Source organism: Rhizobium sp. 16-488-2b, from assembly GCF_017741815.1.
Taxonomy (GTDB): Bacteria; Pseudomonadota; Alphaproteobacteria; order Rhizobiales; family Rhizobiaceae; genus Rhizobium.
Map to the genome: position 1 here is coordinate 287,260 of NZ_JAGHMF010000008.1, position 20,467 is coordinate 307,726.

18 protein-coding genes and 1 pseudogene are annotated in these 20,467 nt (G+C 61.3%); 2 read left to right on the forward strand and 17 right to left on the reverse strand.

Features of this window, described 5'->3' with window-relative positions:
• Nucleotides 1-128: 128 nt before the first annotated feature.
• The 13 genes and pseudogenes from J5286_RS09995 to J5286_RS10060 form a co-directional block, all read right to left on the reverse strand.
• Nucleotides 129-1,583, reverse strand: a complete 1,455-nt coding sequence (locus tag J5286_RS09995) for an MltF family protein (RefSeq protein ID WP_245205664.1) — start codon at nt 1,581-1,583, stop codon at nt 129-131.
• A gap of 95 nt (nt 1,584-1,678) precedes the next feature.
• Nucleotides 1,679-2,893 (reverse strand): hypothetical protein, encoded by a 1,215-nt coding sequence (locus tag J5286_RS10000; RefSeq protein WP_209215341.1) that lies wholly within the window; start codon nt 2,891-2,893, stop codon nt 1,679-1,681.
• Nucleotides 2,894-2,898: 5 nt separating this feature from the next.
• Nucleotides 2,899-3,843, reverse strand: coding sequence for a DUF2950 family protein (locus J5286_RS10005; protein ID WP_209190199.1), 945 nt, complete (start codon nt 3,841-3,843; stop codon nt 2,899-2,901).
• A 23-nt stretch (nt 3,844-3,866) separates the two neighbouring features.
• Nucleotides 3,867-5,285: a DUF3300 domain-containing protein gene (locus J5286_RS10010; RefSeq protein ID WP_209190200.1), complete on the reverse strand. Its 1,419-nt coding sequence runs from the start codon at nt 5,283-5,285 to the stop codon at nt 3,867-3,869.
• A gap of 177 nt (nt 5,286-5,462) precedes the next feature.
• Nucleotides 5,463-6,336, reverse strand: a pseudogene (locus tag J5286_RS31725) (transporter).
• Between the two features lie 71 nt (nt 6,337-6,407).
• Entirely contained in the window at nt 6,408-7,196 is a 789-nt protein-coding gene (locus J5286_RS10025) for a hypothetical protein (RefSeq protein ID WP_209190201.1), read from the reverse strand.
• A gap of 227 nt (nt 7,197-7,423) precedes the next feature.
• Entirely contained in the window at nt 7,424-9,088 is a 1,665-nt protein-coding gene (locus tag J5286_RS10030; RefSeq protein WP_209190202.1) for an arylsulfatase, read from the reverse strand.
• 197 nt (nt 9,089-9,285) lie between these two features.
• On the reverse strand, nt 9,286-10,608 hold the full coding sequence (locus J5286_RS10035) for a BatD family protein (RefSeq protein WP_209190203.1): 1,323 nt from the start codon (nt 10,606-10,608) through the stop codon (nt 9,286-9,288).
• Nucleotides 10,605-12,158 (reverse strand): VWA domain-containing protein, encoded by a 1,554-nt coding sequence (locus J5286_RS10040; protein ID WP_209190204.1) that lies wholly within the window; start codon nt 12,156-12,158, stop codon nt 10,605-10,607. The genes J5286_RS10035 and J5286_RS10040 overlap by 4 nt, the downstream gene beginning before the upstream one ends.
• Nucleotides 12,155-13,144: a vWA domain-containing protein gene (locus tag J5286_RS10045; RefSeq protein ID WP_209190205.1), complete on the reverse strand. Its 990-nt coding sequence runs from the start codon at nt 13,142-13,144 to the stop codon at nt 12,155-12,157. Before J5286_RS10045 ends, J5286_RS10040 begins: the two co-directional genes overlap by 4 nt.
• The gene (locus J5286_RS10050; protein ID WP_209190206.1) at nt 13,131-13,637 is read right to left on the reverse strand and encodes a DUF4381 domain-containing protein; all 507 of its coding nucleotides are present in this window, start codon (nt 13,635-13,637) and stop codon (nt 13,131-13,133) included. Before J5286_RS10050 ends, J5286_RS10045 begins: the two co-directional genes overlap by 14 nt.
• Nucleotides 13,637-14,590, reverse strand: a complete 954-nt coding sequence (locus J5286_RS10055) for a DUF58 domain-containing protein (RefSeq protein ID WP_209190207.1) — start codon at nt 14,588-14,590, stop codon at nt 13,637-13,639. Before J5286_RS10055 ends, J5286_RS10050 begins: the two co-directional genes overlap by 1 nt.
• Nucleotides 14,587-15,564, reverse strand: coding sequence for an AAA family ATPase (locus J5286_RS10060; protein WP_209190208.1), 978 nt, complete (start codon nt 15,562-15,564; stop codon nt 14,587-14,589). The genes J5286_RS10055 and J5286_RS10060 overlap by 4 nt, the downstream gene beginning before the upstream one ends.
• 160 nt (nt 15,565-15,724) lie before the next feature.
• On the opposite strand from J5286_RS10060, the gene J5286_RS10065 reads away from it, so the two are divergent.
• Nucleotides 15,725-15,964, forward strand: a complete 240-nt coding sequence (locus J5286_RS10065; RefSeq protein WP_209190209.1) for a hypothetical protein — start codon at nt 15,725-15,727, stop codon at nt 15,962-15,964.
• Here the strand turns inward: J5286_RS10065 and J5286_RS10070 are convergent.
• The 3 genes from J5286_RS10070 to J5286_RS10080 all read right to left on the reverse strand — a co-directional run bounded on the left by J5286_RS10070 (nt 15,961) and on the right by J5286_RS10080 (nt 18,676).
• A complete protein-coding gene (locus J5286_RS10070) occupies nt 15,961-16,941 on the reverse strand; it encodes a hypothetical protein (protein ID WP_209190210.1) in 981 nt (326 codons plus the stop codon). The two genes, J5286_RS10065 and J5286_RS10070, sit on opposite strands and share 4 nt — an antisense overlap.
• A gap of 376 nt (nt 16,942-17,317) precedes the next feature.
• The gene (locus J5286_RS10075; RefSeq protein ID WP_209190211.1) at nt 17,318-17,980 is read right to left on the reverse strand and encodes an SDR family NAD(P)-dependent oxidoreductase; all 663 of its coding nucleotides are present in this window, start codon (nt 17,978-17,980) and stop codon (nt 17,318-17,320) included.
• A gap of 18 nt (nt 17,981-17,998) precedes the next feature.
• A complete protein-coding gene (locus J5286_RS10080) occupies nt 17,999-18,676 on the reverse strand; it encodes an SDR family oxidoreductase (protein WP_209190212.1) in 678 nt (225 codons plus the stop codon).
• A gap of 148 nt (nt 18,677-18,824) precedes the next feature.
• On the opposite strand from J5286_RS10080, the gene J5286_RS10085 reads away from it, so the two are divergent.
• Nucleotides 18,825-19,754 carry a dihydrodipicolinate synthase family protein gene (locus J5286_RS10085; RefSeq protein WP_209190213.1) on the forward strand — a complete coding sequence of 310 codons (930 nt, stop codon included), beginning with the start codon at nt 18,825-18,827 and terminating at the stop codon, nt 19,752-19,754.
• A gap of 8 nt (nt 19,755-19,762) precedes the next feature.
• Here the strand turns inward: J5286_RS10085 and J5286_RS10090 are convergent, their stop codons facing one another.
• On the reverse strand, nt 19,763-20,455 hold the full coding sequence (locus J5286_RS10090; protein WP_209190214.1) for a GntR family transcriptional regulator: 693 nt from the start codon (nt 20,453-20,455) through the stop codon (nt 19,763-19,765).
• Between the last annotated feature and the right edge of the window lie 12 nt (nt 20,456-20,467).

Sequence of the window (20,467 nt, forward strand, 5' to 3'; positions counted from 1 at the left end):
GGCCGTCGTATTATTTTTTATACTTCTTGAAGAAGGCGGCTTAGGTGGCGCCTGGAGCGCCGTGGTTCCAAGCCTCCATCCGATCGCACCGCATATTTGGAAGCAGCGTCCTTGTGATCCGAGATCGCCTAATCCGCCCGCGGCAACCCGACCTGCTTTCTCTCGTCCATCCGCTCTGCAAGTAGCGAATACGCCACATAATACTTGTAGATGTTACTGACGTACTGCACCGTCTCGCGTCCGACGATCGCCGCCGCGCCATTTTCGACATTGCCGAACCAGATGTTAGCATCGAGGCCCATCGTTTTTGCTTTCTCGCGAAATTTCCGGAGATTGCCAGGACCGGCGTTGTAGGCTGCGAACGCGAAAAGCTGTCGGTCCTTCGCCGTAAGCGCTTCGTCGTTGATGTAAGTTTTCACGAGGTGACGTAGGTACTTCGCGCCGGCCTCGACATTGCGATCCGGGTCCTTATCGATGCCGCTGATGCCGACGACCTTGTCCTTGGCCGTCGATGGCAGCATCTGCATGATGCCGACCGCCCCACGCGGTGAGCGCCGGGACTGGTCGAGTTGCGATTCCTGGTATCCCTGTGCCATCAGCATCAGGTAGTCGAACGTATAGGTGTCGCCGTATTTGCGGAAGATTTCGATGAGCGTCTGGAAGCGCTCGACGTCTGATGGTGAATAGGCTCGTTTGACGATCTTGTCCTGTTTGAAGTAGCTGTTACGCAGCATGTTACCGAAGGTGGTGCCCACCTTGTGGGTTGCCACGAAGCCATTCAATTCCGCCATCAGCTCGGGGCTGTTCTTGCGGATGGCCCAGGCGATCTTTCCCTGAGACGACAATACGACATCATCGCGTACCTTCATGTCAGGGAAGACATGCGACCAAATGTCGGCCTTGTAGCCATCGACTATCGTAAATGGCAGCAGGTCGGCATTGACCATCTCCATCAGGTCTTCGTCCTCCAGGCTCTCGTCCATGGGATCGATGACGATCTCCGGCTTGCCGGCGACCGTCAGTTCCTTGTTCTTTGCCAGCAAATGCTCGTGATAGCTGCTCGATGGCCGGACGGCGACATGCTTGCCCGAGAGGTCATCGATGCTCGCCAGCGCTGGGCTTCCTGGGGCGGCGACCAGGACCTCCTGCGCATCGCTATAGAGCGGATCGGTGAAATCGACCTCCCTCAGGCGATCGTCGGTCACGGTGAGGTTGGCCATGACGATATCGCCGAGGCCTTCGTTCAGCGCCGGCAGCAGCCTGTCGCGCGGCATCGGCACGAAGACGATGGTGATATGGTCGATCTGCTTCTTGCGATCCTTGTTCAGGACCTTCTCCAGCTCCCGCCCGAACTCGACCGCCGTGCCGAACTGGCGCCCCTTGTCGATGAAATATACCGTCTTGCTGAACGGCACGAGCACCCGAACGATGCGGCGTTCCTTCATCGCCTGGAGATCGATGACGTGCTTCTCGATCAGGACAGGCTTTGCGGCGAGTTTCGGCGTCTCGGCCTGGCCGATCCCCGGCAGACCAATCGAACCGACAAGGCCAAGCATCAGCAACCAAACACGGTGTATTGCCATCACAGCCTCTCCTGCAACGATCAAGGTTTCGGAATACGGCCAGCGCCTGCAGGAAGCCAGCCCGCTTCCCGCGCTCTGGGAGGGTCTTTCTATGTTCAGATAAGCAGAAGCTTCTTCAGTACGGAGAACACCTCCTTGTAGGGCAGCCTGGATGCCCCGGCGATTGCGAAGGGGATCAGAGCTGCTGCGGCGACCGGCAGCAGGGTCTTGCGGTTGACGATCATCGAAGACAGCTTGCGCGTCTGCTCGTACTGCTTCGTGAGATCAACCGGGTCGATCGATTGCGCGGCTTCATCCGTGTCCGGCGCGATCACGTTCTCACCGATCGCCTTACGCTCGGAAGCGCGCTGTTGCGTTGTCGCCCGAGCCGACATGGTCAACAGCGTTCGGTCCTTCATCTGCCGGAGCGGTCTCGAAAAGGCCGACAGCGGATAGGCAAAGAAGGCGAGCACGATCAGCAACCATACGGCCATGATGGTCGTGAGCGTCGCTGCCGATAGATCGGCCTGCATCTGGTGCTTGGCAACCGCGGCTGCCATGCCGCAGCTCACACCGAATACAAAGAGAACGTAGGCGTTCGGATATTCCCCGACGAAGGCAAGGCCGCCCTTGCCGTCGGGATGCGTGGAGACCAGCCTCAAGTCGAGACGCGCAATGCTTCTGAGCAGATCGGCCCACACCAGATGGCGCCACACACCGCGCGTGAACAGGAAGATGAACAGCGGAATGCTGATGAAGACGCACCACCAGCCCGCAAGGGTGAGATGACGGACGTCACCGGTCACCGTGGCTGCCCAGCTCGTCGACGGCGCCTGCTTGAAGGTTGCGAAGGCCAGAAACGCGGAGATGATCGCAAGCGAGAGACATGCGGTTTCCGCAAGGGCGGAGTTGCGGCGCGCCATAGCTTTATCCAGTGCGATCATAGCCGATCCCTGTGACGCAGCCGGGATCAAAGGCGCGCGGAGGAATTGACCCAACTTGCGTCGCAATCCTGCTTCCACCGCCTGTTCCGCCGCCAGAAAAGCTGCGATGCCGACGAAGAAGCGCGCCCATGGACCGGGGTCGGTCAGATAGGCCTGAACCGTTGGTGTCTGCGAGGCCAATGTTGGCAGCGTCAGAAGCAGCGGGATAACCCATGCGGCGGCGACAAACAGGAGGATGCGGCGGCCTGTATGAAGATTGCGTTCGTGAACGAGATTGAGCCGTCGTTGAAGTTCGAAGAATGGCCCGCCGTGCGACGCCAGATATTCCAGCCGGTCCTGCTGCAGGGCAACCTCGCTCGTCGATTGTGCCACAAGCTTCGTCTTCACCATCCTCAGTCCTCGGTCACCGACCAGCGATCGCCCGGATTGAATTGCTTCATGGCCCGCGCGATCTTGTCGGTGTCGGCCCCGAGATCGGCCTGGTAGACGATGCCGTTGCGGTTGACCACGAAGGTGTTGACGCCCGTCTCGCCATACTTCACCGGCCACGCGACCAGGGCGAAACCGGCGATCATGTTGCCGTTGATCACGTAGTCATAGGGGCCGCCGGCGATATTGCCGCCCTGTCGGGTCAGCACCTTGTAGCGGTAGCCGAAGTATCCGTTGTTGTCCTTCGACTTGTCGAACTGGACGTAGTCGAGATAGGGCGCCGCCGGGCTTGCGCCGAGGCCTTCGCTCTCCGGCCAATAAAGGCCATCCGCCCGGCCGGGGCTGCTCACGAGCTTCTGCGCATATTCGAGCACGCCATCGCCATCGTGATCGGCGGCTGCATATTGCTGCTGGGCATCGACATAGCCGCGCACGGTTTCGATCGTCTGGATTTCGTTCTCACCGATGCGGCGATTGATGATCTCCTCGATGCCGACGACAGGATCGAAGGCGAACTTGCCGTTCTCTGACTTCACGATCGGGAACGGAAACGGCCACATGATGTCACCGACATCGACAATGCTTTGGCCGTTCCTCTCCTCAAGACCAATCCGCTTTCCGATCCCATCCTTGATCGCCGCCAGCGTCTCCGTCACGCCGGCGGTCGCCTTGAGGTGTGCCGCGTCGACGCCGAGGATGGTGGCCAGCTTATCCAGGTCGGAGGCGATGACTGCTTCCTTGAACGCTGCCAGTGCGGCGTCCGCGTTGTCGTATTCGGTCGGCAATTGCTTCGACACGAGATCGACGAGGTTCTTCTCGGCGGCAAACGTCATCGAGGTCGATAACACAACGGACAGCGCTGCAGCGGTGAACAGACGAAATCCAATTCGAGAGGTATGAGCGCTCATGGCAATAACTCCGTTCGGTTCGATTAGCGTCGACGTCCACCATGGGGCACGCGGGCATGGCCACCACCACCGCGGCTGCCGCCACTGAAGTGGGCTCCACCGCCACCTCTGCCACCGCCGCTGAAGTGAGGACCTCCGTCTCCGCCCCCGCGATGCGCCGCGAACTCCGGTCGGCTGGCGTGGTGTCCGCCACCCATGGCGCGGCCGCCGCGTTGCGAGTGAAGGTTGGCCGCGCTTCGCGAGCGGACTTCGCCGAGGCCGGAGGGACGGTTCGGCCGCACGTCCCGCTTGCCCGCCATTGCGTGGTTTCCGATGTCCCGGTTTCCGCGTTCGCCGATCACGCCGCGACGGTCGCCCGCCGGGCGATTGACAGCGCGATCGCGCAGATCGCCACCGCCGCCGGCCATCTTGTTGGCCCTGATGTCCTTGATGGCGGACGGCGTTATTCGGGCGTGGTTGGCGTTGGCTGCTCTTGCCTTGACGGACTTGGCCTTCGTGCGAATGTCGTTATTGCCGCCCGCTTCCAGCCGGTTGCGAATGTTGGTCTTGTCGATGTTGGCGAACTGGTTGTGATCGAACTTGATCTTGCTGCGATCGACATTCTTCCAGTCGACATCGTTGAAATTGACCTTGCCGTTGCGATCGAACCGGTTGAAGCAGTGGTCGCAATCGATGTCGATATCGTTGCCATCGAACCGGCCGCCCCAGACACCCCATCGGTCCCAATCGACCACGGCGCCGAAGATCGCACCGGTCACGAAGCCCGCGAAATAGGTGGCCGTGGGGTAATAGTAGTTGGGATAGGGGTCCGGGTAATAGCCGATCGGCGCCGGCGCGTAGCCGTCGTCGTAGAGCATTTGCGGCTCGTACTGCGGCACGTAGATCTTCTCGGGATTGGCGGCCTGGATGACCACATTGTCGTTCTGCTGAACGACCTTCACCTTGCCGTCGGTCTTGATGATGCCGTCCGCCACCGCCTTGTCGCGTAGTGTCTGGATGGCGATCAGCAGGTCCTTCTGCTGGTCTGCGACCGCGTCGCCGAGTTGCTGCGTCCAGTCGAGGTCGTCGCTCATCATCTTGACGATGTCGGGGTAATTGAGGAGCGAGACCACGCTGCCATCCCAATCATCCTTGGGCTTCAGCGAAGTATTGCTCTTGACCTCACCGAGGAACCGGGAGGCCTCGACAATCTGCAGCGGATAGAGCGAAGCGGAGGTGACCAGCGCGACGAGCTCATCGGGATAGAGCGCGATCCTGGCGACGAGCACCTGCATCTCCGCGTCGGTCAAAGTATCGGTCGCTGAGGCTGGAGCCGGCGCGCTGGCGGGGGCAGAAGTTGGCTGCTCTTGGGCATGAAAAGCGCTTGCGCCAACCGTCAGAAATGTCGACGCGAGAACCAGGATCGCCCAACGGCCAGGGACACCTAAAGAACGCAATGCCATCGACAAGTCTCCTTCAAGCATAAGCCGAAACGGCCAGGCATTGGATGGATCAGGGAGGCAAGCGAACAGAAAAATGACCGCGCCGTAAGTACGTTACAGTAAAACGCGGTGTAACAAGCGTGCCTTGTCACCGCATGTGAGCGCGGAAAGAGGACCGACCAAAGACGACCCTTGGATTCACTTCGGGAAGAGGAATGTGATTTCGGCGCGAACGCCCCAGCCGTTCGGACCTCCATCCGGCGATTGCGCCCAGTAGCGCGCGCCAAGCTGGAAGCTCATGGGTTGCTTGTCGAAAACAACGAGCTTGGAGACCGAGAAATTGATCGGGACGCTCCACTGGTTGCTTTCCCAATCATAGGTGCTTTCGGTGTTCAGCGCGAAGGTCCAGGCATCGTGCGTGGTGTAGGAAATGAACGGCTGCAGGAAGGTCGAGCTGATATCCGACCGCCCTCAGTCACCCGCCACGGACCAGATATGGTTGGCGAGCGCGCCATAGGTCCACGGACCATCCTGCTTGAGGACGACGCCTGTCGGGCCAAGACCGAGCTTTTCGCTACCAAGCAACGGTTCCGTCGCCGTGGGGATAAGGATGGCTGGACCCAGCCCCCAGATATGGTTGGCGAGCGCGCCATAGGTCCACGGACCATCCTGCTTGAGGACGACGCCTGTCGGGCCAAGACCGAGCTTTTCGCTACCAAGCAACGGTTCCGTCGCCGTGGGGATAAGGATGGCTGGACCCAGCCCCCAGATGATGCCACCGGGTGCCGGCTGTTTCGGCGAAAAGAAGAAGCTCTGCAGCGTGTCGCCAAGGCCGAACTGGGTTTCGCTGTCGCCAGCGATATGTCACCGGAACGATCGTGCGCGAAATCACTTCCCAGTCGTCGTTGAGGTCGAACGGAATGACTGGCTGGATGTTGAGAACCGCCTTGTGACCATCTTCTGGACCGTAGCCGCTGTCATAGTTGAATTGAAACGGGACGCTGACCAGCGAGGAGATGGGATTGGAAAGCTTCTTCGCGAGATCGGCATCCTGCGCCGAGGCGGCCGACATCGCCGCAAGAAGGCCCGCCAAGGCGAGCAGAGGCAACCGTGTCGTCATCTTTTCACGCTCCGACCTTCGGCTCAGAATCGAACGTGCAATCCGAGGATGGGTCCGTGCTGGATCATGTCGTAGGTGAAGCCGTCATTGCTGTAGTTGACGCCCTGCGCACGATATCCGGCAACCGCCGAGACCGTTTCGTTGAACTGGTAGCCGATCGCGCCGAGCAGATCCCAGTCGAGATCCGCTCCACCCCCACCGATCATGCCCCATCCAGTGACGAAGATCGTGTCGGTGAACGAATGGCTTCCCTTGAAGCCGACCAGACCATCGACCCAGTTGGCATCGTCGGAACGCGAGATGTCGCCGAGCGATCCGCCGCTCAGGCCGATGCGGGTTTCCGCATGCCAGAAACGCGCGCCACCGAGTATGTCGAACCGCGTCTGTTGATCCTCGTAAAGCGTATAGGCGCCGCCGACCATGGCCGTGAAGGTGACGGACTTGAGGCTTACCTCATCGGCGATCACGCCGCGAGGCGTGCCGGCATCACTGGTGACTTTTACATAGCTGATGTCGGTAAAGACGCTGTACCTGTCATAGCGGGCGTCACCGGCCGCCGAAAAGGCAAAGTCGAGATCGGAAACGATGTCGCCGAATGACTGGCTGATATCCACGGTCGGCAGGCCGAACACCTGGGACTTTCCGTCGAGCCCAGCCACCCAGAAGTAGGGAGAGAAGGAAAACGACCAGCCGTTGGCGGCCTGCGGCAAAGGCTGTGGAGCGGATGCCGGCAGGAGGTCGGCCGCAAATGCTGAGGATGACATGGCAAGTGCTGCTACAATGCCGGCGACGTACCCAAACTTACGAAACATCAGCTTCCCCCGAAGGCTGCAGTATGAAGGGACATAGGTCAACCTGAGCTTGCTCTCGTTCCGCGAGGAAGGAAAGCGGTCACGCACGGACCAGAGCTGGCCGGAGACAGATTGCACTCAAGTGTTGCATGGGCGCTACTGACAATTGGCATTGATGCGCGGATCATTGCTGAGAAGGGTGAGACGCAGGGAGCCGGTGAGCTCCCTGCGTCTTGCAGCGTCTGATGTTACTGTGGTGCGAGCCGCTCGAGCTCGTTGAGCCGTTTCAGGGCCGCCTGCTGACGCAGCAGGCCGTAGTTGATGTTGCTTGCGTTCAGGCTGCTGCCTTCCTGATAGGGATACTCGGTGAAGTCGGAGAAGAAGTCCTTGATCTTCGCCTGCACCGGCACCAGGAGCCACATGTTGCGGGCGAGGAACTCGATGGCGCCGCCGCCTTCGTGCAGGCCGCGTTCATAGGGGTCCATGCGCAGATTGGCGATGTTGGCCCAGGCTGGAACCTCGCGTGTCGCCGTGGCGATGTTGCCCTCGCTGTTGATCGCGAAGCTGAGCTTCCAGTCGTTCCAGCGGATGGCGTTGAGATTGCCGCCCTGGTCGAAGTAGTAGACCGCGTCACGCGGCCCGGTCTTCACTTCGCCCTTCAGCATGGGGGCGAGGTCATAGCCGTCGAGGTGCACCTTGAAGGTCTTGGTTCCCGAGGTGAACCCAGCCTTCATCTCTTCCTTGATGTTGGCGATGCCTGCAGCGCTTGCGAATGTCGGCATCCAGTCCATGAGGGTGACGATATCGTTGACCTCGGTTCCGGGCTGGACGACGCCCGGCCAGCGCACCATCATCGGAATGCGGAAACCACCTTCCCATGTCGTACCTTTTTCACCGTGGAACGGCGTCATCGCGCCATCCGGCCATAGCGCAAGCTCGGCGCCGTTGTCGGTGGTGTAGAGGACAATGGTGTTGTCAGCGATGCCGAGTTCGTCCAACTGGTCGAGAAGCTGCCCGACATGGCCGTCATGCTCCACCATGCCGTCGGCATGGATACCCTTGCCGGTTTTGCCCATCGAGTCCGCTTTCAGATGCGTGAAGACATGCATGCGTGTCGAATTGAACCAGACGAAGAAAGGCTTGTCGGCTTTCGCCTGTCGGCCGATGAAGTCCTTGGCGGCGCTCAGGAACTCCTCGTCCACCGTCTCCATGCGCTTGGTATTGAGCGCGCCGGTATCTTCGATCTTTCCGTCCGCGCTGGCCTTGATCACGCCGCGCGGCCCGAACTGTCGGCGGAAGGCCGGATCCTTGGGATAGAAGTAGCCTTCCGGCTCTTCTTCCGCATTGAGGTGATAGAGGTTGCCGAAGAACTCGTCGAAGCCATGCTTCGTCGGCAGGTGCTGGTCCTGATCGCCGAGATGGTTCTTGCCGAACTGGCCCGTAGCGTAGCCTTGGGTCTTCATGACGTCGGCGATCGTCGGCATCCAGTCCTGGATCCCGTGCGGATCGCCCGGCATGCCGATGGTCAAGAGGCCAGTGCGGAACGGTTCCTGGCCGAGAATGAAGGAGGCGCGTCCGGCCGTGCAGCTCTGCTGGCCGTAAGAGTCCGTGAAGATCGCGCCCTCCCTGGCGATACGATCGATGTTGGGCGTGCGATAGCCCATCAGCCCCATCGTGTAGGCACTGATCTGCGGGATGCCGATATCGTCGCCGAAGATGACGAGGATATTCGGCTTCTTGCCTGCCGTCCCCGACTGCGGCTGGGCGGCCCGTTGTGCTTGAGCGCTGGCAGTGTTCCCCATGGAGGCAGCCGCCAGAGCGGTTACGGCAAGAGAACTTCCGCCAAGCAGAAGGTTGCGGCGGCTCACGGATGCCGATTGGGAATCGCGGTTGCCACTTTCGGTATTATCCATCTGGTAGTCTCCTCGATTGGAACCGTGCCAGGATAGACAGCGCGACTTCTCGCATCCGCAAAAGGACGTTGCGTTAAATCGAGCGTAGAACTCCGACACATTGCGACGTGTAGGTCATGCGTTACGTGTGATCGGTGTCAGCTCTTGTTCACCACAGAGACCCGTGCAGACCTGACAGCCCGGACCGTAGCGTCGCTTTAGATACCGCGCGAGAGGTTCGTACCGTTCGTACTGTAGCCGTGTTCCGGGTTCAGTGGCGGAAGACTGCGCTGATTGACGACCCCAGCCGTTTTCCTGACATCGACGGCGGACGCCAGAGCCTTGCGATCGAAATTGCCGCCTTCCTGTTTGAAGAGCTTTCGCGAAAGCGTCTCCACTTGGGATGACAACACGTCGGAACCTGCCCGCGCCCACATCTCGAGCGTGCGGAACCCCAGGTGGCGGCTCCATTGCTGAAGGGCGTTGTAGACCTCCATTTCAGGTGCGGTCAGGATCGTCTTTCGTAGCCCCTTCAGACGATGGCTATAGGACGAGCGGCGTCTCTCGCGAGCACGATCGATCCGGGACCTGATCGTCGGCAAGGCCCGGTAGCCGATCCAGAGCAGCCCTGAGACCGCAAGAAAAAGCACGATCGCGACCGCGGCTTTCTGGCGCTGGACATAGGGCAGCGCGCGGGGCGCATCCTCAAGCACGGGCTTGATTTCGGCGGCGGGGCTCAAGGCAGCCGATACGTTGATCGTCATCGCGGGCAATGAGGCGGATTTGTTCTCGTGGCTTGCCACGTCGAACCAGCTATAGGAGACCTCCGGCAAGACGAACGCCCCTTCCCTCTCGGCGGTATAGACAAATGTTTCGGTTCGCCGGCTGGCCGTGTTGCGGCCAAGGGCGATACCATCCTGGATGGCGGGTGCATTCTCATATCGGTGAAGGCCGTCTGCGTTTCCCGGGTCCAGCGGCGGCATCATCATCGCCTGGGTATCTTGCGCGGTGATCGATATCGTTCTCGTCAGCGCATCCCCGACCTTCATGGAGCGAGCGTCAGGATCGAACGACTGCTCGACCACAAGATTGCTTGCCGCGAACGTGACCTGCTTCTCCTCTCCCGCCACCGCCTCGACATTGAAGGACACTGCCGGCGCGTTCACCGTCACCTTCGTCTGCTTGCCGTCGGAGGTGCGGCCGAACTCGATGCCAAACGCCGGCAATGTGTAGGCGCCGGAGACCTGCGGCACGATCGCATATGTCTTGCGGATGCCGGTATATTGCACGCCGTCGATCGTTTCGGTGAGGTTCTGCGAGCGCTCGTCCGGAAGCGTGACCAGGGCATTGGGAAGATCGAAAAGCGGAAACTGCGGCGGCGACGTGAAAAAGTCCGGGACGTAAACATCCACATCGACAAGGACTTGCTGGCCGGCAACGATAACGCCTGTCCCCTCCACGGTCGCCCGAGCGAAAGGTTCGGCGCCATGTGCGAATGAGGGGACGGAAAGCAAAGCGGCGAAGAGGATTGCCTTTCTCACGGCTGCGCTCCTCCTGCCTCGATCGCGAATTTCCTGGCCATGAGATCAGCGGGACTGACCTGGATGTTCTTCATCCACATCTCGGAAGTCTGCTCGGCAACCGCCATTTCGCCGGCCTTGCCCTTCTTTCCCTTGTCGTCGAACTGGATGCTGTCGGGTTTCTGGTTGGGGTCCTGTTCCTGCTCCTGCTCCGCATCCTGTTGTTGCTTCAGCAGCTGTTGGGCGATCGTCAGGTTCGCTGTGGCGTCGGACCAGTCCGTCCGCTGCTCCAATGCCTTTGTATAGGCAGCGACCGCCTCCTCGAGCTTGCCCAGATGCAGCAACGCGTTTCCCTGGTTGTACCAGCTCTCCGGCGTGTCGACGGACGCAAAGGCGTCGAGCGCATCCTGGTAGCGGGCGGCGCGATAGAGCGCAGTACCTTTCCACATCGGATCGCGAAAATGGTCGGCAGCCGTCGGGTAGTCGCCCTTCTGGTAGGCTTGGCGCCCCTGCTGGTCCGGCGTCAGCCACATGCCGGCGAAATCGAAGGCAGAAGCCGATGTCGGCGAGAGGACATGAATGGCTAGAAAGACGACGGACAACCTGACGAGCCAGCCGCGCCGGAATGACAGCGCCGACAACAGCGCCGTAGGGGCGATCAGCCACCAGCCGAGGTCGTGCCAGCGGTCGCCCTGGGTCGCCGTCTGCTGGACGAAATTGGTTCGGACACGCTGTGCCAGCCATTGAATATCGGCGTCATCCTGGGTGATGGTCGCGACATCCGCGCGGGTATCGCTGCCGAACTTTTTCAGGGCATCGACATCGAGTTTGGCCGTCAGCCGAGCGCCGCCGGCACTGTCGAGAAAGCTACCGTCGGCCTGCTTCACCACGCCACCCTCCGACGTGCCGATACCGAGAACGACGATGGCGCTGCCGATCTGCTTGGCACCCGCCGCGGCGGCCGATTCGATGCCATCCGTCAGAAGCGCGATCGTCCCCGACGTTCCATCCCGTTTCAAGAGGTCGTCGGCCAGCTTCAGCGCGGCCACGGTGTCCTTGCCCGGCTTCGGCATGATGGCGGTTGCCAGTGCATCGGTATAGGTCTCGATCAGTTCCGCATCGTCGGTGAGCGGCACGACGAGATGGGCGGTTCCGGAATAGGCAACCACCGCGGTGCGCGCGCCGTTGCGCGCCGCAAGCAGATCATCGATCTTCAGCTTGGCCCGCTCGATCCGACTTGGAGAAATGTCGATCGCATCCATCGTGGGAGAAAGATCGACAGCAATCACGAGCGAGGCGGTGTCGGCGACGAACGGCGGCGCCTCGCGTTTCCAGGTCGGCCCGGCGACGCCAAGCGTCGCGAGCGCAAGCAGCGCGGCGAGAACCCAGGCGGGCGCATAGCGATGCCTGAGATCCGGCTGAACGATCAGGCTGTCGAGCAAATGCGGCGCGATCAATCCTTTCCAGCGGTTGCGAGTATCCCCCGCCCGCGATGCCATCCAGATGATGATGGGCGGCACGACAAGAGCAAGGAGCCACACTGGACGAAGGAAGTGAAAGTCCGAAATCACGCGCTGGCCCTCCTGCGGATAAGGCCAAGCATGCCTGTTAATCCGTACCATGCGACGGCGAGTGCCACGGCTGCGCCAAGGGGCCAGTGGAAGAGCTCTATGCGAGGCCGCCAGGAAAGCTGCTTCTGATCCTGTGGCGTGATCCGGTCGAGTTCGTCATAGATATCCTGCAGCTGCTTCTGGTCGCCGCCGAAGAAATAGCGCCCGCCGGTGGTTTCGGCGATCTTCTGCAGGGACGCTGTGTCAAGCTTGTCCTCGCCGGTCGCGGCCGGATTGCCGATGCCGACGGCGTGGATGAGGATACCCTTGGTCCTGGCGATATCAGCCGCCTTGAGCGGCGGCATCTTGCTTGCCGTGTCGTTACCATCGGTCAGAAGGATCATCACCTTCTCGGGCACCGTGGTCTTTTCGAACATGCGAATGCCGAGACCGAGCGTATCACCCAACGCCGTTCGCGGCCCGGCGATGCCGGGAAGCAGCCCCTCGACCAGTGTCTCGACCAGCGCATGGTCCATCGTGAACGGCGCCAGAGGGTAAGGAGCATCGCCGAACGCAATCAGGCCGATACGATCGCCGGGGCGCTTGGCGACAAAGTCTGCGACGACGGTCCTCACTGCATCGACACGCGCCTTCGATGCTCCGTCGGGTGCCACGAAATCGCGGGTATCCATCGACTGCGAGAGGTCGAGTGCCAGAAGAATGTCGCGCTGCGGCTCGGTCTTCTCCAATGGCGGTTCCACATATTGCGGGCGCGCCAGGGCGGCGACGATGAGGCACCAGATGAGAACATCGACGACGACCTGCACCCAGGACCGCCTAGGCACCACCGAGCCAACCGTGGGCTCGACGCCGGCGGCGCGGGCGACCTGATCGAAGAAGGCCAGCCGGACCGACGCCGATGTCTCGCGATGCGCAGGCACCAGCCACCAGACCAGCAGCGGAAGAGGCAGAAGCAGCAGCGCCCATGGCACATCAAGCTGATACATGATGCCTCTCGATCCAGAGACGCGCATCACGCAGGAGATCATCCGTGGCATCGGCGCCCGGTATCGCGCCGCCGCGATATTCGAGATCGTTGAGATAGCGTTTCAAGGCGTCGCCGATCTCGCCATGAGAGCTCAGAAACCCGACCCATTCATTGCCCGACACTGCCGCGATCGTCTTGCGTGGCCAGGCTGCGAGCGCCGTTCGCTTGAGCAATTCCCCGAGCCGCGCGCTTGCTCCAGCGCGCGACTGGCTGTTTCGGAAATCGCCCGCGATCTCGTCGAGAAGCCGCAGCGCCTCGCGACGATATGCGTTGCGGCGCCAGCGCCTGTAGAAAAGCAACCCCCAGAGCAGGATTGCCGCCAGCAGGATCAGCGCCAGAACGAGCCACCCCCAGGTCTGCGGCATCCAGGAGACGGGCTGCGGGACTGCGATGTCCTTGAGAGAGCGAAGGGCAGCCTCGGTGATCGGATCCGGTCGGGCCTCCTCTTCCATCACCGCCTCCGTTGCCGCCAGGCGGATTGCTCCAGCAGGCTGCGCAATTGAGGCGCGACCTCCTCGGCCGCGGAGATCGGCAGCATCGGCAACCCAAGCTGACGCTGCCAGGCGCGAAGTTCGTCGCCACGGTCCTTGGCGAACGTGTCGATGGACCGTCGCACCGCCGGCTGGCCCAGCGGCAACTCGGCCTGCAGCGTTCCACCGCTGACAACGATATCACCGGTGGACGGCAAGTCGAGCAGGAAGGGATCGTAGACAAGCAGACAGACCACGTCGTTTCGCGAGGAGAGCTGCAGCAGCAGCTGGCGCGTCGTCTCGCTGTGGCCGTCGAAGTCGCTGACCACCACGACAAGAAAATCATGCTGGGCAATTTCGGCCACCCGGTGCAGCACCTCATCGAGCGCAGCCGGCGACGGGGGAACCGCGTAGGTCGCATTCAGTCGGCCGTTCAGGCTGGCGATCCTGTCGGCGAAAGCGATCACGGCATTTCGGCTGCGATGCGGCTTCACGTCGCTGATGGTCTGGTCGTCGAAGACAAAACCGCCGACGCGATCGCCGGAACCCAGAATGCGCCAGGCCGTCAACATCGCGGCCTGCGCCGCCGCGACCGATTTCATTGCCAGCCGGCTTCCGAAGAACATGTTGATACGCTGATCGACGACGAGAATGGCGGGGCGCTCCTTCTCCTCGTCGTAAACCCTGACGACAGGCCTGCTGGTGCGGGCCGTAACACGCCAGTCGATCGACCGTACATCGTCGCCGGGAAGGTATTCGCGCAGCTCCTCGAAGACGAGACCGCGGCCTCGCATGGCCGATTGCATGCGCCCGGCCAGCTGCTGGTGACTGCGCGCCTTCTGGACAAATGTAAGGTCTCGCGCGCGCCCCTCGAGCGCGACCAGCTGCTGTGTCGTCACATGGACGCCAACCTCGCGGTCCCGCTCCCCACTCATGAGACGGCCACCAGCTCGATGATACGATCGATGACCTGGTCGGCCGTGGTGTTGGAAGCATGCGCCTCGTAGGACAGAATGAGGCGATGTCGGAAGACGTCGTGCGCCACCGCCTTGACGTCGTCAGGAGTCACATAGTCGCGTCCCTGCAGCCAAGCGTAGGCACGCGACACCTTATCGAGCCCGATCACTCCTCGCGGGCTGACGCCGACCTGCAGCTGCTTGGCAAGATCCTTGTCGTAGCGATCCGGGTAGCGCGTGGCGATCACGAGAGAGACGATGTATTTTTCGACAGGCTCGGAGACGGTGACCGTACCGATCTCCTTGCGCGCATCGAAGATCGATTGGGGGTTGAGCCGCGCGATCGTCGGATGCGGATTCTTCTCGTGAGAAGCGTTTTCTTCGTCACGGTTGAGACGCATGATCGCCCCTTCCGACGTCTCGTCGGGATAGCCGACCTCGACATGCATGAGGAAGCGGTCGAGCTGCGCTTCGGGAAGGGGGTATGTGCCCTCCTGCTCGATTGGGTTCTGCGTCGCCATCACCATGAAGAGATCGGGAAGAGGATAGCTTTTCCCACCGACGGTCACCTGCCGCTCTTCCATCGCTTCAAGCAGCGCGGACTGCACCTTGGCGGGCGCGCGGTTGATCTCATCGGCGAGGATCAGGTTCGCGAAGATCGGCCCCTGCTGAAACTTGAATTCACCCTTCCCGCCCTCGGAAAAATAGATTTCGGAACCGGTGATGTCGGCAGGCAAGAGATCGGGAGTGAACTGCACACGCGACAATTCCGAATCCAGGTTCTTCGCCAGGCTTTTGATGGCTCTGGTCTTTGCAAGGCCGGGCAGGCCTTCGACGAGCAGATGGCCATTGGCGAGCAGACCAAGCAGCAGCCGCTCAACCATCGTATCCTGGCCGATGATCGACTGTCCGACACGCTTGCCCAGGTCAAGAATATCCTCACGTGCCGCCACTTTTGTTCCTCCGCTGCTGCCCGGTCAGCTCTGTCTCCGGTAAGCTAGTTACCGGTCCACTGCGCGGCAAGCCGTGAACATGTTCGTACATGTGCGCACCTACCGCCGCGGCCCGCGCGCGCAATAATCGCAACAGAGTTCCTATGCGGAAATGGTAGCCATGGAGGAATTGTCAGCGATTATCAGCCGGTTTCCAGCTCACGAGCTGAGCATTCGTCGCCTCTATGCCCGTGCGCCCGAATTCCGCAGCCTGTGTGAGGACTACGCGACCGCGCGATGCGCGCTGGAACGCTGGATCGCAGACGAGCGCAAGGCTGACGATTTCCGCCGGTTGAGCGAGGAGATCGAATTGGAAATCGAGGAGTTACTGGAGCGCTCCATCGATTGGAATAGGCACTAGCGGGATCGCATGTCTCCTTGCGTCTTCCCCAAGGCGGCCGCGATCGACGTCGCTATGTCATCCTGCATGGCGAGAAAGGCGCCGCTGGCATATGGCCGTTCATACTTCCCGATCCAGACAAGCCGCCGCGTCGAAACCTCCGTGAGACGAACGGTCACGCGGACGCTGTCGGAGCCCGCGACGGACTGAACGAGGCCGTCAACCACATACGTCAGCCCCAACCGCCGTCCCACCTCGACGGGATCTACCGTCGGCTCCAAGGCGCTCTGCGGGAGATAGAGACGGATATCGGGAAAACGGCTCAACCTCGCCAGCACCTCGTCGGAGAAACCTTCACCAAGTACCGGCTGCGACACGTCGGACGTCTTGAAAGGAAGAACAGCCAGCGCTGGGCCATGGATCTGCGTCGCCGCGTTTCGGTCAAGAACCGCAGCGGTGATGGTCACGGCCGCGACCAAGAGCGTGACCATCAAAAAAAGGAGAGAGCGACCTGCGAAACGCCCTTTTCCCAGGACGTTCCCGGGGACGGGGGCGGGCGCCGTATCGGGGCCCGGCCTGTTGACCGCTTCGAGATGAGCGATCGAACCGTCGGGCAAACTCGGGCTGTCGAACCACTCCATGACAGGCGCGTATTGCCCTTTCGGGATGGTTATCCGCAGCGGACTGTTGCGGCCGGCGGAGACGTAGTAGCTGTTGAGATCATGACGCAGCCGCCGCGCCTCGAGCCGGACCACCGGGTCGCTTTGAGGATCGAAGCTTTCATCGCGTCCGAACACGATCGTGGCGATCGTATAGCCCTTGAACCCCTTGTCGCGACCGGCCAGCGACTCCTCGACGAGATATCTGAGAAGCTTCCGGCGGCGTGTCGTCGACTTGAAGTCCGGACTATCAAGAATACGATCCAATTCCTCCTTGACCTGGCCGGGCGGCAGGGCAAGTCCCGATGGCATCAGCTGATCGAATGAGTTCGATGGCATGAGGGCCCTGCAAAATTGCTCGTTCACGCAGTGGCAAGGATCACTCTCAGAACCTTGCTGTCCGGGCTCATGTTTCACTCAATGAGAAATCGATGAAAGTACGTTACGGTAAATTTTACGGCGAGGACTGCCCCGGAGGTCCGACATCGTACGCAAGCCCGTGGCCGCCTGCCGACGGTTGATCCTGAAGTTTGTGCAGCCTGCGAGAGAACGAGATTTGGTTGCGAACAGCCTGATGGCAAGGAGACCTATACAGTCGAGTTCTCCCAACCAAGAGAGATGTTTGGCACCATAGCGAGAGAGCCTTCGAGTAGGCTGGGTGATTGATGACGCGATGTGAGGAAGCGCGAGCTACCACCAAGCTTCTCCAGCTGCCTTACCAAGAAATCTGTCGCCCGTCATAGGTGTGGTGCGTGCCGCTATGGCCGGATTTGGCCGTCTCGATGAAGGATTGGACACCCGCCGCGGCGCTGTCCGTATCAGCGCCGTCGACGACCCCATCCGGCGACAGAAGCAGGCAGATGCAGCCCCACGGGCGCCATTCGACCGAGAGGTTGCGCCACATCTGGTTCAGCGCCGCTTTCGATGCACGATAGGCAAAGCCGTGCGCGCCATCGTAGTCGCCGATCGATGCCTTGTGGCTCGATATCGCCGCGAGAATCTTGTGCCCTCCGTTTCTGAGGTTGGTTTCCAGCAAGCCTGCGAGATGAAGCGGCGCGAAGGTATTGGCAAGCATGATCGGCCGCCAATGTTCGGCGCCGATCGCCTCCGGCGGACGGTCGTCCGTGTCGGGAATACCCTCGTCGAGGAAGAGCATATCGATGGCGCGTCCGCCGAGCCATTCCGCCAGCCTTTCAGCGGAGCTCTCATCGAGCGGATCGTATTGGACGCACTCGACCAAATCGCCGAACCTCTCCTTGAGGTGGGCGTCGATCGTGGTGCTGCCGGCGGCGATGACCTGCCAGCCGAGCGTTGCGTATCGGTGTGCGAGCGCCAGAGAAAATGCGCGATCCGCCCCGGTAATCAATATGGTTGGCATTGCTTCGATATCCTATTTCTACCAGGGCACATCAGTGCCGTCATAGCCAATGATCCGGCCGGAATCGTCTGCCGTCAGGCCTTCGACGACCCTCTTCATGCCGGCCACGCTTGTTTCCACGGCGATCCCGTTGAAGTTCGTCATCCGGGTCGCGACCAGACCGGGCCGCAGCAGGGTGCAGGTGATGCCATCCTTTTTCCATTCCCTCGCGAGTGCCGACCAGACGGCATTCAGGCCGGTCTTCGACGCGCGATAGGTATATTGGGTTCCCCAGTCGTTGGCGCCGATCGAGCTCATCAAGCTGGACATGGCGGTGGCGATCTTCAGCTTTCCCGCCATCAGGTTCGGCTTGAGGGCGGCGGCCAGCACCAGCGGGCCGAAGGTGTTGGTCTCGACCACCTGCAGGAAATCGGCCTCGGTGATCTCCGCGGGTTTCGCCGCCAGATTGACCGCGATGCCGGCATTGGCGATCAAAACGTCGATCGGCCTGCCGCCGAGCGTCTCGCTAAGCGCTTCGATCGAGGCCGGTTGCGTTACATCGAGCGCAAGCACTTCGGCGCGGGGGAGCCGCGAGAGCTCAAGGGCCTGGGACGGGTCTCGCGCGGTGCCAAGCACCGTCCAGCCATCGGCGGCGAATTGACTGGCAAGCTCGAAACCGATCCCGCGGTTGGCGCCTGAAATAAGGATTGTTGACATTTCGATTCACCCTATGCGATTGGCATATCCACGGTATACCAAAATCGAGATCGCACAACTCCCTTGAGCGATTTTCATTCCCAGTAACATTAGGCGATGTGTCCCAATAAAAATAGGACGCATCCCCAGCCACTTAAGGGACGAGCCAATGCCACTCATCCACGCCGACAGCAAAGGCGTCTACGTCATCGCAGTCACTCCGTTCGAGGAGAATGGTGCGATCGATACCGTCAGCATCGACCGCGTCACCGATTTTTATTTCGAAGCAGGCGCCGACGGGCTGACCATCCTGGGCATGATGGGCGAAGCGCCTAAACTGACGCATGCCGAGGCACTGGACGTGACGAGACAGACGTTGGCGCGCGCCGCCGGCAAGCCCGTGGTCGTCGGCGTTTCGGCTCCGGGACTGGCCGCGATCAGCGAGCTGACCAAGGCGGTGATGGACATGGGCGGGGCGGGCGTCATGGTGGCGCCACCCGGCAGCCTGAAGACCAACGAGCAAATCCTTGGCTATTATCAGCAGGTCGTTGAAACGCTGGGCCCCGATGTGCCCGTCGTGTTGCAGGACTTTCCGCTTTCGACCGGCGTGTCGATCAGCAATCATACCCTTGGCCGGATCATCGAGACCTGCCCGAGCATCGTCATGGTGAAGCATGAGGACTGGCCGGGGCTCGCAAAGATCAGCGCGCTCCGCGATGCCGAAGCAAAAGGCCGTCGGCGGGTCTCTATCCTCTGCGGCAACGGCGGCATCTTCCTGCCCGAGGAAATGGCGCGCGGCGCCGATGGCGCGATGACCGGCTTCGGCTATCCCGAGATGATGGTCGAGGTTTGCTCGCTGGCAGCCAGCGGTGAGATGGACCGCGCCCAGGATATATTCGACGCCTATCTGTCTTTGGTTCGCTACGAGCAGCAGCCGGGCATCGGCCTTGGCGCGCGCAAATACGTTCTTGCGCGACGCGGTGCCATTCGCAGCGCCGCCCAACGGCGGCCCGGCGCTCCACTGTCCACGACGGCCATCGCGGAGGTCGAACGCCTGATCGTCAGGCAGGAACGGCGGCTCGCCGAGCTGACCCGCTAAGCGAAGGCTCAGCCGCGCCGGCGGCCGAGGATGAAATCGATGATGGCGTTGCGAACATTGTCGAGGTGTTCGCCCATCAGCCGCCTCGACAAATCAGGATCACTACCGGCAACGGCATCGATCAGCGCCACGTGCTCGCCGCCGCCGGGCTGCAGACGATGCGGCATGCGCGCCGTATTGAAGATATGGGTGCGACGCCTGAGGTCGCGGATCGCCGCGGCGACCATCGGGTTGCCTGCCGCTTCAGCAATCGTGCCGTGCACGAGGTCATCAACGGACCAGTGGTCGGCCGGCGCGATCTTGGGAAGCTGCAGCAGCCATCGGATCGCCTCGCGCACCTTCTCCGCGTCCTCGGCGGCCAGTTGGCCGGTGGCGCGCGCGGCCGCTTCGACTTCGAGGATGCGTCGCATATCCAGCAGATTCATGTAGGTCTCGACGCTTACATCGGCGACGATGAGCATTCGGCCCTGGCTGCGCATGGCAAGCGCTTCCGTCTCGAGCCGTCCGAGCGCCTCGCGCACGGGTGTTCGCGAGATCGACAATATATCCGCAAGCCGCCGCTCTTGCAGGACGGCACCGGCCTGCAGTCGTCCTGACAGAATGAGATCGAGAATCTGCCCGTAGGCGAACTCGCTCAAGCTGGGCTCGTTTTCCGTTGAAAGCGGCAGCTTCGGCTCAGCCGGATCATTATTGGCAAACATTACGTCGTTATC

Coding starts and splice junctions, on each gene's coding strand:
- J5286_RS09995 (WP_245205664.1), bottom strand. CDS start 1,583: ATGGCAATACACCGTGTTTGGTTGCTGATGCTTGGCCTTGTCGGTTCG.
- J5286_RS10005 (WP_209190199.1), bottom strand. CDS start 3,843: ATGAGCGCTCATACCTCTCGAATTGGATTTCGTCTGTTCACCGCTGCA.
- J5286_RS10010 (WP_209190200.1), bottom strand. CDS start 5,285: ATGGCATTGCGTTCTTTAGGTGTCCCTGGCCGTTGGGCGATCCTGGTT.
- J5286_RS10025 (WP_209190201.1), bottom strand. CDS start 7,196: ATGTTTCGTAAGTTTGGGTACGTCGCCGGCATTGTAGCAGCACTTGCC.
- J5286_RS10030 (WP_209190202.1), bottom strand. CDS start 9,088: ATGGATAATACCGAAAGTGGCAACCGCGATTCCCAATCGGCATCCGTG.
- J5286_RS10045 (WP_209190205.1), bottom strand. CDS start 13,144: ATGTATCAGCTTGATGTGCCATGGGCGCTGCTGCTTCTGCCTCTTCCG.
- J5286_RS10050 (WP_209190206.1), bottom strand. CDS start 13,637: ATGGAAGAGGAGGCCCGACCGGATCCGATCACCGAGGCTGCCCTTCGC.
- J5286_RS10055 (WP_209190207.1), bottom strand. CDS start 14,590: ATGAGTGGGGAGCGGGACCGCGAGGTTGGCGTCCATGTGACGACACAG.
- J5286_RS10065 (WP_209190209.1), top strand. CDS start 15,725: ATGGAGGAATTGTCAGCGATTATCAGCCGGTTTCCAGCTCACGAGCTG.
- J5286_RS10070 (WP_209190210.1), bottom strand. CDS start 16,941: ATGCCATCGAACTCATTCGATCAGCTGATGCCATCGGGACTTGCCCTG.
- J5286_RS10075 (WP_209190211.1), bottom strand. CDS start 17,980: ATGCCAACCATATTGATTACCGGGGCGGATCGCGCATTTTCTCTGGCG.
- J5286_RS10080 (WP_209190212.1), bottom strand. CDS start 18,676: ATGTCAACAATCCTTATTTCAGGCGCCAACCGCGGGATCGGTTTCGAG.
- J5286_RS10085 (WP_209190213.1), top strand. CDS start 18,825: ATGCCACTCATCCACGCCGACAGCAAAGGCGTCTACGTCATCGCAGTC.
- J5286_RS10090 (WP_209190214.1), bottom strand. CDS start 20,455: ATGTTTGCCAATAATGATCCGGCTGAGCCGAAGCTGCCGCTTTCAACG.